Origin of the sequence: Acinetobacter celticus, assembly GCF_001707755.1 — a bacterium.
Taxonomy (GTDB): Bacteria; Pseudomonadota; Gammaproteobacteria; order Pseudomonadales; family Moraxellaceae; genus Acinetobacter; species Acinetobacter celticus.
Genome location: NZ_MBDL01000010.1, coordinates 99,317 through 111,143, shown reverse-complemented (window position 1 = coordinate 111,143; position 11,827 = coordinate 99,317). Strand labels below are relative to the sequence as shown.

Below are 11,827 nucleotides of genomic sequence, written 5' to 3'. Positions count from 1 at the left end.
AAGTGAGAGGCAGATGCAAAATAATTTTATTCGAATACAAGCCAATATTATGGCCAATCGGAATACTGAAGAGAAGGGGTTTGATATTACCTTAAGTGTTAGAGGTGTATTAATTAGCGGGACCATTACCACTAAGGATGAGTTTTATGCTGCTCCACAAAACTCGCACTTAAAGCGTATGCTCGATTACTCAAATGAAATGTTTGGCGAAGTTCGTGATGAGGATATGTTCAGCGAAGAACCATCTCTGTATTTAAAAGATGCGACTTATTTGACAGGCAACCAAATGATTCCCTCATCCAATGGGATTTATATATCAGTTGATCTCGATTCAATCGATGCTTTTAACATAGGCAAGATTGAACAGAAGTAATAAATTTTAAAAAACCATATAAGCTCACTTTAGTGGGCTTTTTTATTTAGTGGGACACATATAAGAGAGAAAAGACATTGTTTATGTTTTTATTCCCATAACATATTTAAAAGTGGTCTATTTTCAATATTCCTGATTCTAAATTTGTTCAAAAATTAACATTGATCACGATTTTAAAAATCAGGAAAAACGCCAAAAGGCCTATTTTTAATAGCTTTAGACTAAGCCCTACAGAAATGTGGGGCTTTTTTTCGGGCTATCCAAAATTGGGAACAAAAATCTTTGCCTATTTTCACTTCACACACAATGCCAGTTAACAGCAATGAAGAGTTTGGAAATTGGGCCGGAGGATTTAAAAGTTCAGTTTTTAGAAAATGAAAAATAATCGGAAGTTCTTCCGCCTGATCTTTGATTGCAACATTTATTAAAGTTCAGAAAAGCAAAAACCCCAGTGTTAGCGCACTGAGGTCTTTTGATTCCAACCCACAAAGCAGACTTGAGGATCAAAACATAAATGAATTTTAACCTAGATCTAAAGGTTGATAAAGCAGTGAATAAAATTTCTGAAAGCAAAAAGCTAAGAATTTGGACATACATTATTGCTGGTTTTGTGATAGTTGGCTTATGCATTTGGCAGGCTGCGCCAATATTGATTGCAGTAGCCAAGTTAATTGAAGTACTGAAATAAACCGACCCAAACCGAGGTCGGTTTTTAATGTTTAAAATTCGAGGACAAAATGAAAATACAAACATCATACGGTGAGGTGCACGTATTAACAAATTGCCCTCTGCTTGATTCAACCGAACGTCTGGAGTTCAAAACCGAAGTTCATGAGTCATTTGATGGCAGTGAAGAGCGTTATATTTCCCGTGATGCACCGCGCCAGATATTGAGCTTTAACTACATCAATATGCGTAAAGCCATGGGTGACATGTTCCATATGCTGTATGCAAATTTGCGTAAACAGTGGGGCATTCCACTGCCACAGTTTCGGCAAATCATCCCAGATGTTGATAACGATGACTTTATTATCATGCCGACTAATGTGCACCCAGCCGACCTTCGAGTCGGTTTTGCTTTAATTGAAAGCGCTACAGGCTTTCAGGCTGTGGAACTTATTGGTATCGGTCGCTACATCGTTATTCAAGAAGAAATTCGAGATCCTGAAACCAATGAAATTATTCAGGAATTAGAAACTGAATATCAAGGTGGTTTTCGAATTAGCTCAAATGTGACGGTTTCGAATGCTTCAATTATGCCAATGCGGATTTGCATCATCGATGGCGATGCATCCGTCAATACGGGCGGGTTTTGGTCTAGTTCTAGCATTGTGTTCCGCGTTCTTGCCGAAGACTCACCCGAGCATAGTGGTGATATTCCTGAACAGTACCAGGGCGAAGATATTTATTTCAAACCCTTGCTGTTGGATGGAAATTCATTAGAAATGACGCTGACCCAGCATCAAAATATTGTAGATGCCGATGTGGGTGGCTTTCAGCAGTTTACACATTGGAAAAAACCACGCTACCTAAAACCCTTTAAATCGATTTTAAAAGGCTGGGATCAATACACAGAATATCGTCAGTTTTTATTTCGTCGCATGGGGCGCTATCAAGAATTTTGGATGCCTTTATATGAAAAGCATTTGAATATTCTCAACACGGGGAATATCACTACCTCACTGAGTACCAATACCAAATACGTCGTAGAAGCAGATCGCAAGCATATTGCGGTGAAGCGTAAAAATGGTACATGGACTGCGCATGAAATTACGGGCAAGACCGGTGGTTCACTCACTGTTTCACCTGCGATTAATGCACATCGCAATGACATTCAAACCATATGTTATTTGGGCCTACATCGTTTTGATGCGGATCAAATCGAATTCCAATTTCTAGGGGCACAGATTACACAAGTGACCATCCCCATTGTTGAGCTGACATCATGAGAAATAGAGCAGAGCTATACCAGTTTAAGCATGGTGCACGTGCATGGTTTTTTACAGACCAACGTAAAGTAGTCAGCCATGCAGGCATTGAATATCTTCCAGTTCGTGGCTTAAAACGTACAGCCATTGAAGATGAAAGTATTGATAAATGTGATACCGAAGTGACTTTTCCGCAGATGAATTTACTTAATGCAGAAGGTGCAGATTTGGCTTTGGTATTTGCAGGAAAAATCTTCTATGGCGGTGTGACTGTTACGATTCTTGAGCTATATCGTGATGAAACATTGGTACTGCACAAAGGTCGTGTCACACAGCCAAAATTTGATGAAGATGCGGATACATTGACCTTGGTATGTGAAACAGGTGAGTCGTATTTAAATCGCAATATCCTGACCCGTAAGTTTCAATATTCATGCCCGAACAACATTTATGACCGTTGGTGTGGACTTAAATTTGATGACTGGGCCTTTGATGTCACTATCACCGCAATTGAGGGTTTGGATATCACATTCACTGTAAATCCCACTCAGGTTTTGGATGCTGAAGGTCATCCAGTGTTTGAGCAAATTCCAGTGTTAGACGAAGATGGACACCCAGTTCTGGATGAGCAGGGGCATCCCATTTTTGAAAATGGTGATCCGATCATGGAAACCAAAGTCTATCCAGACCACTGGCTGAATTTGGGCTTATTACTGAAAGAAGGAGTACATACTTTAATCACGACCAGCACCGCAAGTAATTTCACGCTGTACCGATGGCATGCGGGGTTAAAAGTGGGTGACAGTGTGACGGTTGCACCCGGTTGTGATCAGTCATTAACGATGTGCGATGAAAAGTACAGCAATCACATTCGTTATGCCGGGCATCAATTCATTCCGAATAGCAATCCAATTTACACCCAACTAATTAAGTAAGGAGTGCTCAATGGTTATTGCACCATGGGTTATTTACGCCATGCTTGCGCTAATGGTTGTAACAATGGCATACAGCTATTACGCCATGCGCAAAATGCAGAAAAAGAACCAACAAAAATCCAATCAACTTGATGGCACCATCGCAGATGAAGGTGTTTCATTTTCAGATGTGGCAGGAAGCCCACATATGTATGGAAATATCACGCATATCTGGGGCCACGCGACATCGGATATTAAGCAGAAAGGTGGCAAGTGAAAATTTATATGTCTGATATACGAAAAGCCAAAATGTGTGCTCGCGGATCGCGGGCATTTTTTTTGGCTCAAGGTTGGGATTATCAAGACTTCTTAGTAAATGGCATTGATTTAGACATTGTTGAACAAGCCAATGATGCGATGGCACAACAAGTTGTGGAGTATGTAAAAAATGGGCGGAAGCAGTAGTCAAACAATTGGTCAAAGATACTTCGCAAAACTTGCTGTTTTTATTGGTAATCCAATTGAAAAGTTGATTGGGATTAACTTCGATAATCGGGGCTGGGTTTATAAACCAAACAATGAAGAGTCATCTTTTTGTATAGAAAAGCAAAACTTATATGGTGATAAAGAAGGCGGTGTTGCTGGGTTTGTTGATATTCAAACCGGTACAGCCGATCAGTTGCCGAATGTTTTTTACAAAGCTGATTTTCCAAAAGTTTCAGGCTATCCATTTCAATCTTATTTGTTGTTTCGCGGGCTTGGACAAAGAGTATCGGGCGGAACAATTGGAGGGATTGCTGGAATAATCATGGGTGGACAGCATTACAGCGCTTCATTTTATTTGGGCAATTCTGGTTACATGAAAGAGATGTTGCTTTGGCCACAGCGTGTTCATGTACGAAATGATGGAAGCCCGCAATGGTATGACGAAAAGGCTGAGATTGTTGCAATACCAAGTGTTTCCTTTATTGATGATTTAAAGTTTAGTGCGAGTCATGCAACAGTAGATGGTGCTGCTGGAATAATAATTGATAGCGGGTTTTCAAAAGACGATGTTTTAGTCGTCGAAAAAACAAAGGGTTTAACATATAAAGCTTGGTCTAATTGGTCAGCGGATATTTCTTCTGAAAATAGTTGGACAAACGAAATATCTGTGACTTCTAATGCTGGTGTATCTAAGTTTTGGGAAGGTTATTTTGAGACAGATGATGAAGCAGAAGAGTATGCATCAAACCACTATTTCACTTTGACGGGTAGTACTTCATATAAATTTTGGATTGACGACATTCCTCCAGATGATAATCGCGGCGGTGTTTCTTTGCGTGTTTATAAAGGCGGAGTAAGTGATTTAAATCCGATTCATAAAATTCGTGAAATTCTGACAGATGACACAGCAATGCATAAGCCTGAGTCTGACGTGAATGATGAAAATTTTAAGAAAGCGGCAGATGTACTGTATGAAGAAAAAATAGGAATTTCTTGGGCAGTGACAGAAAAATCTTGTCTTGAGGCCATTAATGAGCTGTGTGGGCACATTGAAGCGGGAATTCGTGTCAATCGTCAAAGCGGTTTATATGAAATGGTTCTGTTTCGTGATGATTGGTTCAAAGATGATGAAATACATACATTGCCTCTAAATAAAATTAAGAGTATGCAACTCGATCCTCAAAACACAGATGAAACAATTAATCAGCTGAATGTGAGTCATTACAACCGCGAAGCCATCAAAAATTCATCATTTTCGATTGCTGAAAATGCATCGATTAAAAATTTACAGGGCCGAGTAAACGCTGAGACAGCTGATTTCCCCTATTTTATGAATCAGCGTAATGCAGCGGTCGTGGCCCAGTGGAAGCTGAAGCAGATGTCTACACCAGTTTGGCAGGGCACGTTCACAACAGGTTTTTATGAAGCGAGAAAATGGAATCGTTATGACCTACTAAAACTGGCTTGGCCAAGAAAATGGTCGGGTACCATCTTAGTTCGAATCATGAAAATTAATTTAGGCGCAGGTACTGACGTTTCAATTGATTTTGTAGAAGTGGTTCCGTATTCATCTGATCTATCGTCAAATATTGTGATTGATACACCTGTTGATACATCACCAAAACCACCACAGCCGGCTTTGTTTAAGGCTTTTGAATTGTCATATTTTGAAGCAGTACAACTCAATGGACAAAAGTCTGTAGATGATGCTTTGGCATATAACCCCGATGCAGGTTATGCGACAGTGATTGCTAAACGACCTCAAAACAATTCACTGAATGCATTGATGTATACAGATATCGGTAATGGTTTTGAACGTGCTGGGACAATTGCATACTGTGAAACGGCTGAGCTTGATCAGATTATTTCGCAGACCAATACAGCATTTATTGTTAAAAATGTGGGCAATATTGCTTCGGTGGGCATTGGGACTCAAATCACAATTGAAAATGAAATTATGGTTTATCAGTCATACGATACCAATACAGCATTGCTGACAGTCAAACGTGGCGCACTAGATAGCATTCCACAGATGCACAGTGCTGGCAGTGTACTGTATTTTGCTGATGACTTTATTACTGTTGATTCAACTGAGTATGTGACCAGTGAGGTCATTGAGGTCAAAGCTTTAACGACAACGCCAAGTGGGATTTTAGATATTGAAAATGTAGATGCACAGCAAGTTGAAATACACGCTCGTGCTATTCGTCCGTACCCACCAGCGAATATAAAAATTAATGAAGAATACTGGCCAATAGAACTTGAAACAGATCTGGTTTTAACCTGGGTAGATCGCAACCGTGTGCAGCAGACGGGCGGCAGTATTTTGGGTTGGTTTGATAGTGGGGTGATGATTGAGCAAGATACTCAAACGCATTTAATTCTGACGCAGTTTGATGAAAATGATGTTGAGCTTGCAACAACAAATGCCAACGTGACAGGTACTACAAATTACACAATGCCGATTTCATTAATGCAAGCCGATACGCGAACAGTTGAGATTGTGCTTAAAACTGTGCGAGATGGCTATGAGTGTTTAAACCCATTTATTCATATAGTCGAATTATCACAATTCTTTAGTGCGCCTTTTGACTTAACAGTTGAGTTTAAAAATGACTAATCGTTTAGAGCTAAATTGGAAAGTAGATGGTTTTGTTGATGAGCAGCGTTATTACTGCTCAGAAACATCCATTGATCCGTTAAGCCCACCATTGCCCAAAGCTACTCTTGCTAGTGATGTAAGGTCTTATATAGATGCAGATGTTGTAATTGATAAAATGTATTATGTTGCGGTCGGCTCTGTAAAAAATGGTATTGAAAAATTAAGTGGTGTTTTTCAGGTTTACACAGATGATAGGGTTGTAAGCATTTTGCATTTTGAAGGCCCAAATAACTCAACAGTAATAACTGATGAAAAAGGGAAAGTTTGGACACCTGTGAATGCTGTACTCAAGACTGATTATGCCGCGGTCGGCTTGTCGTCATTATATCTCGCGGGGAATGGCTATATTTACACGCCATACAATAATGAGTTTGAGCTTGAGAGCGTTGATTTTTCTTTGGAATGTTATATCAGTCCGACCAACAACACACAGGGAGTTATCATCACAAACAGGGACAAAGGTACAGTAGGCTGGATGTTGCGGAGAGAGTCTAATGGGGCTGTCGGATTTTACTATATTGGTACGGGTGCACCTTCTGTTGTGAGTCCATCCGGCACAACTCCTGCAAACACTTTCACAAAAATCGAAGTGAAGAGGATCGGCACTACACTGCAATTATTAATTAATGATAGCTTAGTGGCAACATCAACTACGAATCAATATATTAAAGTGTCAACAAAAAGGATTTCTGTCGGCGCTGCGATAGATGCGGATGGTATTTATTCATATTTTTCTGGCTATATTGATGAGCTGAAAATAGAAAAAAGTATGTTTTGATATACAAATAATACTATTGATTAATCATACACCTTCGGGTGCTTTTTTATTGCCAAAAATTTAGGGGGAGTTAATGGAGCCAGTCTCTACAAGTGGCTTTGCCGCGTTTTTAAAATTTTATGGTGCGGCAATCATGGTCACTTTAGCAATAGCACTTGTTGCAACAGTTGTCATTATGATGCGTCTACCACGATCACCGCAAGAATGGGCCGTGGGCCTAATTTGCACAGTTGTATCTAGTCTTACTGGCGGTGCTTTTATTATCGTGAAATGGGGGCTACATGAGTGGGTCACTGATATTTGGGGAGTAATCGCTTTGGGTGGCTTCTTCTTCGTATGTGGATTACCAGGTTGGGCCATCGTTCGATGGACGTTCAACTTCATCAATAAACAGGAGGGGAAAACCATTATTGAGGTAGTCAAGGAGTTGAAAGATGTGAAAGATCACCTAAGAAAATGAGTGCTTTATACTGTGACTTAAGTCTCATTTAAGTGTTGAATGGTTTAATCGTTTGCAATGCAATCCGCGCAATTGGTTAATTATTGAGGCTTTTGAAATGGCTATGATTTTATGGGATGAAGAAAATCCCTTTCCTGAAAAAATTGAATTATTTAAAAAATTCTTAAAGGGGTATCTAACATCTTTGAATAGCTTAGAGCTTTTAGAGGGTAAGCCATTTCATTATGATCTCGAAAGTGATGAATTTTTAAATTCAGATATCCAAGAATATTATTATTTGTGGTCTATTGCTTAACAGATATTTAGCATACTCAATTTATACCGCCATTCAGGCGGTTTTTTTATATCCAAAGGAAAGTGAAATGAAGTTAATTGAAAATTGGCAACAGGCTTGGAAACTCAAGTCAGTACAGGTGGGCGCAATCAGCGCCTTTTTTTATGCCTTAATTTTGCTTTCAGAGCAGTTTTTAAGTGTCTGGAATATCATCCCGCAAGACCTAAAAAACAAGATTCCTGAAAACATTGCTGAATGGGTAGGCATGCTTGTTGGTGTGGCCATGGTGCTTGCACGACTTAAAAAGCAACCCGAATTGCATACTGAAATTCAGCCATTTGTAACCATAACAGCGGGGCATTCAAATACAGATCCCGGTGCAGTAAATGGTAAATACAAAGAGGCTGAACTGGTTCGGCAGTTTCGAAATGCTGTTGCTCACTACCTATCTGTGGCTGGGCTGACAATCAAAACAGATGGAGCGGGCACAATCAACTTACCTTTAAACAATGCGATTGCCTTAGCGAAAGGTGCATCTATTGCTGTTGAGTTCCATATGAATGCATCAACCTCAAAGCAGGCAAATGGCATTGAAACAATTGCATTGCCAAAAGATAAATTGCTTGCACAAAAGTTATCGAAAGCTGTAGCTGATGTATTTGGCAGTCGATTGCGCGGGGATGGAGGTTGGATTGATCAAAGTCAGTCTGCACGTGGAAAGCTCGGTTTTATCAATGCTGGCGGTTTAATCGTTGAGCTTGGTTTTATCTCAAATGAAACCGAACTTGCTACTTTTTATTCTAAATATTGGTCAGCAGCTAAAGCCGTGGCCAATATTTTGATTGAGCATGAAAAAGGGGTTTGAGTCCTTATTGCTGTGCATTCTGATTTCAGGCTGCACAGCGCTCTCAACTTTAATTGGTGAATAACACCTGAAATAAAATCAGGGCTTTAGTTATCTCAACTTTACATTTCAACAAGGATTGATTCGCCTGTAGAACAGTCCCCATTACGCCATTGCCACTTTTCAATTAACTTAATTTTCCCATCGGTTTGGATCTCAATCTTAGTATTACATTCACCTATACGTAATTCATTCATCTCATTGATGTGATGGTATGCCATAGTGAAAGTTTTCTCAGAAGTCATGAAACCTAGTAAATGTCCATTCGTAATACTGCCACCAGAATATGTAGCTTCTATACGCTCACCTACTTGGTAATAATTAAAAATAGTCTCGTGAGATACTTCTCCATTAGATGTATTTTTAGCATTTACAAATTTTTTATTATTTAGATTCACGTTCATTTCTACTCTTGAATTTGCCTAAAATTAACATGATACCCCTTATGCGAAAAGCTTGAAATTTAGTCATAAGCATCAATATTCTATATGAAACCATGATAGGGTTCAGCGTACTATCATGGTTTCTTTGTGATGATTTACTATTATTGCAAGGCACGTCATGGCTCAATTGTGAAGGCCCTTAAGTGAGGGCTATAATGAAATACTCAAGTTACTGAATAGGTTTTATAAGATTAATAAATATATATATAAGAAAGTTTGATTAAATGAATTTTTACTGTATAGTTAACTTAACTAGAAAAAAGTCTTGTTTCGGTAAATCTTCTTTAAGTATCGCAGTTTTAGTCATAATCCTTCGTTTTTTTCAGATTTTAAGTTTCATTCTTTATTATTTTCAAAGTTATACTCAGTCAATAAATTGACTAAAAATTATTAAAAATTAGTAGGATATATTATGTCAAACTCAAATGTTGTTAAAGGTACTGTAAAGTGGTTCAATGAAACTAAAGGTTTTGGTTTTATTCAACAAGAATCAGGTCCAGACGTTTTTGCTCATTTTAGCGAAATCGCGAGCTCAGGTTTCAAAACCTTGCTCGAAGGCCAAATGGTTGAATTTAGTGTAGTTCAAGGTCAAAAAGGGCCGAATGCTGTAAATATTATTGCTATCTAAGTAATAATAGACAGTAATAAAAAAGCACTCATGAGTGCTTTTTTATACTCTAAAATTAAATTTTAAAGTTATAAAAATCTCTAAAAACAGGATACAAATTGTTAAAAATAAATGATTTAATTGCAAAATCTAAAAATGGTACTGAAATTATTGTTTCATTAATTCCCCTCAATAAAATGCAAAATACACGTCAAGGTTTAAAAAAAATCGAAGTGGGTAAAAAAGTTCTTCTTTCATCTGGACTCGAGGTAGATTTAAATCTGGATGGCCGTACATTTTACACTTCTACAAATCAGTTATTTAAATTAAATCATAGAGTTTCTTTGATATAAAATTAATAAAAATCAATAATTAAGGTTAATTTTTAAACTAAAATATTATTAAGGATATATCCATGATTAAACAAAGTATTAGCGTTAAAGATCAGTTTGGGGTTAAACATGCTATTCAAGCAACAGTGGATCATCAGCTTTTCAACATGCAATCTCATTCGAATATAAAATATATCACTGTCGATGGTGAAGATATTCGACCTAGTTTTGAAATGTTCTTCCAGAGCTCTTTAAGCGGAAAAATTTTTAAAATTATATAGATAATAAAATTAATGTGGAGTGATTATTTAATCATAAACAATCAGCTCAGCAAGATTTTAGACAATAAAAAAGCCCAACATCCTGTTGGGCTTTTTTACATATCTGATGCGTTGGTATAACTCCTGTCGTACCTGACATTCCTTGTTCTTTCTTTTCTTATTCTTCTCTGGAGCATCCTGCTCTCTATGTCCCCATGATAAGAAATCAGAACGAAGTGGCATAGACGCAAAGGGCTTGAATTTATGTACGCCAGAGCGTACAAATTTGGCTGTTTTTTATCCCAAGAGTTGTCCGCAGAAATTGGGGATAATTTAAGCAGTGGATGAATTGATAAATCACAATAATGTGTCATTTTGATTAAATATTAATCAATTTTATTGGCAATATCTTCCAGAGTTATACATAAAAAAGCCGACTTGTTTCCAAGTCGGCTTTTCGACATCATCGAGCAGATTATTTATAACATAAGTTTTTGATCTTTATCAGTTTCAATTTTTGCATTTCGTATAACCCCCATTATGTTAAATTGGGGGGAATTTGGTCGAATTTTATTTAAAATTTTGAGGAGAATAGCCTAAATGGCGTTTAAACATAGCACTAAATGCACTTGTGCTTGTATACCCTAATGATGTGGCTATATCCGATATAGCTTTCCCCTTCGCCAATTGACTCAATGCTAATACGATGTGCATTTGCTGGATCCATCCCCTATAAGATAGTCCAGTTTCTTTTTTAAATAGCCTGATTAAAGTTCTTGAACTGGTTCCAATTATATTGGACCATGTATTCAAGTCTTTACAATGCTTTGGATACTTAATTAGTTGCTCACAAATTAAAACTAAGCGCTTATCTTTAGGCCATGGAATTTCTACTGGGAAGGTAGGAGATTGTTTAATTTCTTCAAAAATAAGTAGTTGTAGCGATTTTTGTAAATCTTCACTATATAGTATTCCATTTTGTTGCATTTCATCAAACTGATTCAGTCTCAAAACTAATTCTTTCAATAAATTAGTCATTCTAACTAGAAAACATTTATCTCCTAACGTTTTTGCAGCATTTTGTTCAACTAAGGCTGTACTTAAGCGTACATTACTTAATGAAGTAACACTATGTTCAACAAATGCTGGAATCCATAAGGCACATTGTGGAGGGATTAACCAAATATTTTCTGCGGTATGAACGCGTATTTCACCTTTAGATGCGTAAAGCAATTGCGCGCGATTATGAGTATGAGGCGGAATAATACTTCCATAATCATGCTTTGATCCCATAGAAATGATTAATGTAGAAATCATATTTTTCTTAAAGACATTGTTATTAACTCTTAAAATTGTCACTTATAGAATGATTTTTGGAATATAGCTGTATATATGACAGATTATAA

Annotated in this window: 16 protein-coding genes; 14 read left to right on the top strand and 2 right to left on the bottom strand. The window is 37.7% G+C overall.

Going from position 1 to position 11,827, the window contains the following annotated elements; genetic code table 11:
- Window positions 1-13: 13 nt before the first annotated feature.
- From BBP83_RS09545 to BBP83_RS09500, 11 genes are all read left to right on the top strand, one after another.
- The gene (locus BBP83_RS09545) at window positions 14-373 is read left to right on the top strand and encodes a hypothetical protein (protein ID WP_068887895.1); all 360 of its coding nucleotides are present in this window, start codon (window positions 14-16) and stop codon (window positions 371-373) included.
- A 514-nt stretch (window positions 374-887) separates the two neighbouring features.
- The gene (locus tag BBP83_RS15295) at window positions 888-1,061 is read left to right on the top strand and encodes a hypothetical protein (RefSeq protein ID WP_171258082.1); all 174 of its coding nucleotides are present in this window, start codon (window positions 888-890) and stop codon (window positions 1,059-1,061) included.
- A 49-nt stretch (window positions 1,062-1,110) separates the two neighbouring features.
- On the top strand, window positions 1,111-2,322 hold the full coding sequence (locus BBP83_RS09540; protein ID WP_068887893.1) for a hypothetical protein: 1,212 nt from the start codon (window positions 1,111-1,113) through the stop codon (window positions 2,320-2,322).
- The gene (locus tag BBP83_RS09535) at window positions 2,319-3,236 is read left to right on the top strand and encodes a phage BR0599 family protein (protein WP_068887891.1); all 918 of its coding nucleotides are present in this window, start codon (window positions 2,319-2,321) and stop codon (window positions 3,234-3,236) included. Before BBP83_RS09540 ends, BBP83_RS09535 begins: the two co-directional genes overlap by 4 nt.
- 10 nt (window positions 3,237-3,246) lie before the next feature.
- Entirely contained in the window at window positions 3,247-3,492 is a 246-nt protein-coding gene (locus BBP83_RS09530) for a hypothetical protein (RefSeq protein WP_245669735.1), read from the top strand.
- Between the two features lie 8 nt (window positions 3,493-3,500).
- A complete protein-coding gene (locus BBP83_RS09525; protein WP_245669734.1) occupies window positions 3,501-3,680 on the top strand; it encodes a hypothetical protein in 180 nt (59 codons plus the stop codon).
- Window positions 3,664-6,321 (top strand): hypothetical protein, encoded by a 2,658-nt coding sequence (locus BBP83_RS09520; RefSeq protein WP_068887887.1) that lies wholly within the window; start codon window positions 3,664-3,666, stop codon window positions 6,319-6,321. The genes BBP83_RS09525 and BBP83_RS09520 overlap by 17 nt, the downstream gene beginning before the upstream one ends.
- The gene (locus BBP83_RS09515) at window positions 6,314-7,141 is read left to right on the top strand and encodes a LamG-like jellyroll fold domain-containing protein (RefSeq protein ID WP_068887885.1); all 828 of its coding nucleotides are present in this window, start codon (window positions 6,314-6,316) and stop codon (window positions 7,139-7,141) included. The genes BBP83_RS09520 and BBP83_RS09515 overlap by 8 nt, the downstream gene beginning before the upstream one ends.
- 73 nt (window positions 7,142-7,214) lie before the next feature.
- Complete coding sequence (locus tag BBP83_RS09510) at window positions 7,215-7,601, top strand: hypothetical protein (RefSeq protein ID WP_068887883.1); 387 nt, start codon at window positions 7,215-7,217, stop codon at window positions 7,599-7,601.
- A gap of 97 nt (window positions 7,602-7,698) precedes the next feature.
- Complete coding sequence (locus BBP83_RS09505) at window positions 7,699-7,896, top strand: hypothetical protein (protein ID WP_245669733.1); 198 nt, start codon at window positions 7,699-7,701, stop codon at window positions 7,894-7,896.
- Window positions 7,897-7,963: 67 nt separating this feature from the next.
- Entirely contained in the window at window positions 7,964-8,740 is a 777-nt protein-coding gene (locus BBP83_RS09500) for an N-acetylmuramoyl-L-alanine amidase (RefSeq protein ID WP_068887881.1), read from the top strand.
- Window positions 8,741-8,841: 101 nt separating this feature from the next.
- Here the strand turns inward: BBP83_RS09500 and BBP83_RS09495 are convergent, their stop codons facing one another.
- Window positions 8,842-9,183, bottom strand: coding sequence for an avidin-fold protein (locus tag BBP83_RS09495; RefSeq protein ID WP_068887879.1), 342 nt, complete (start codon window positions 9,181-9,183; stop codon window positions 8,842-8,844).
- Window positions 9,184-9,634: 451 nt separating this feature from the next.
- On the opposite strand from BBP83_RS09495, the gene BBP83_RS09490 reads away from it, so the two are divergent.
- From BBP83_RS09490 to BBP83_RS09480, 3 genes are all read left to right on the top strand, one after another.
- Window positions 9,635-9,850 (top strand): cold-shock protein, encoded by a 216-nt coding sequence (locus BBP83_RS09490; protein WP_068887877.1) that lies wholly within the window; start codon window positions 9,635-9,637, stop codon window positions 9,848-9,850.
- 98 nt (window positions 9,851-9,948) lie between these two features.
- Window positions 9,949-10,182, top strand: coding sequence for a hypothetical protein (locus BBP83_RS09485; protein ID WP_068887875.1), 234 nt, complete (start codon window positions 9,949-9,951; stop codon window positions 10,180-10,182).
- 62 nt (window positions 10,183-10,244) lie between these two features.
- Window positions 10,245-10,442, top strand: coding sequence for a hypothetical protein (locus BBP83_RS09480; RefSeq protein ID WP_068887873.1), 198 nt, complete (start codon window positions 10,245-10,247; stop codon window positions 10,440-10,442).
- 549 nt (window positions 10,443-10,991) lie between these two features.
- Here the strand turns inward: BBP83_RS09480 and BBP83_RS09475 are convergent.
- Window positions 10,992-11,738 (bottom strand): AraC family transcriptional regulator, encoded by a 747-nt coding sequence (locus tag BBP83_RS09475; RefSeq protein ID WP_068887871.1) that lies wholly within the window; start codon window positions 11,736-11,738, stop codon window positions 10,992-10,994.
- Window positions 11,739-11,827: the final 89 nt, after the last annotated feature.

What these genes read in the sequence shown, in the direction of transcription:
- BBP83_RS15295 (WP_171258082.1), top strand. Translation starts at nt 888, where the DNA reads ATGAATTTTAACCTAGATCTAAAGGTTGATAAAGCAGTGAATAAAATT.
- BBP83_RS09500 (WP_068887881.1), top strand. Translation starts at nt 7,964, where the DNA reads ATGAAGTTAATTGAAAATTGGCAACAGGCTTGGAAACTCAAGTCAGTA.
- BBP83_RS09510 (WP_068887883.1), top strand. Translation starts at nt 7,215, where the DNA reads ATGGAGCCAGTCTCTACAAGTGGCTTTGCCGCGTTTTTAAAATTTTAT.
- BBP83_RS09490 (WP_068887877.1), top strand. Translation starts at nt 9,635, where the DNA reads ATGTCAAACTCAAATGTTGTTAAAGGTACTGTAAAGTGGTTCAATGAA.
- BBP83_RS09505 (WP_245669733.1), top strand. Translation starts at nt 7,699, where the DNA reads ATGGCTATGATTTTATGGGATGAAGAAAATCCCTTTCCTGAAAAAATT.
- BBP83_RS09525 (WP_245669734.1), top strand. Translation starts at nt 3,501, where the DNA reads ATGTCTGATATACGAAAAGCCAAAATGTGTGCTCGCGGATCGCGGGCA.
- BBP83_RS09520 (WP_068887887.1), top strand. Translation starts at nt 3,664, where the DNA reads ATGGGCGGAAGCAGTAGTCAAACAATTGGTCAAAGATACTTCGCAAAA.
- BBP83_RS09530 (WP_245669735.1), top strand. Translation starts at nt 3,247, where the DNA reads ATGGTTATTGCACCATGGGTTATTTACGCCATGCTTGCGCTAATGGTT.
- BBP83_RS09545 (WP_068887895.1), top strand. Translation starts at nt 14, where the DNA reads ATGCAAAATAATTTTATTCGAATACAAGCCAATATTATGGCCAATCGG.
- BBP83_RS09535 (WP_068887891.1), top strand. Translation starts at nt 2,319, where the DNA reads ATGAGAAATAGAGCAGAGCTATACCAGTTTAAGCATGGTGCACGTGCA.
- BBP83_RS09480 (WP_068887873.1), top strand. Translation starts at nt 10,245, where the DNA reads ATGATTAAACAAAGTATTAGCGTTAAAGATCAGTTTGGGGTTAAACAT.
- BBP83_RS09515 (WP_068887885.1), top strand. Translation starts at nt 6,314, where the DNA reads ATGACTAATCGTTTAGAGCTAAATTGGAAAGTAGATGGTTTTGTTGAT.
- BBP83_RS09540 (WP_068887893.1), top strand. Translation starts at nt 1,111, where the DNA reads ATGAAAATACAAACATCATACGGTGAGGTGCACGTATTAACAAATTGC.
- BBP83_RS09475 (WP_068887871.1), bottom strand. Translation starts at nt 11,738, where the DNA reads ATGATTTCTACATTAATCATTTCTATGGGATCAAAGCATGATTATGGA.
- BBP83_RS09495 (WP_068887879.1), bottom strand. Translation starts at nt 9,183, where the DNA reads ATGAACGTGAATCTAAATAATAAAAAATTTGTAAATGCTAAAAATACA.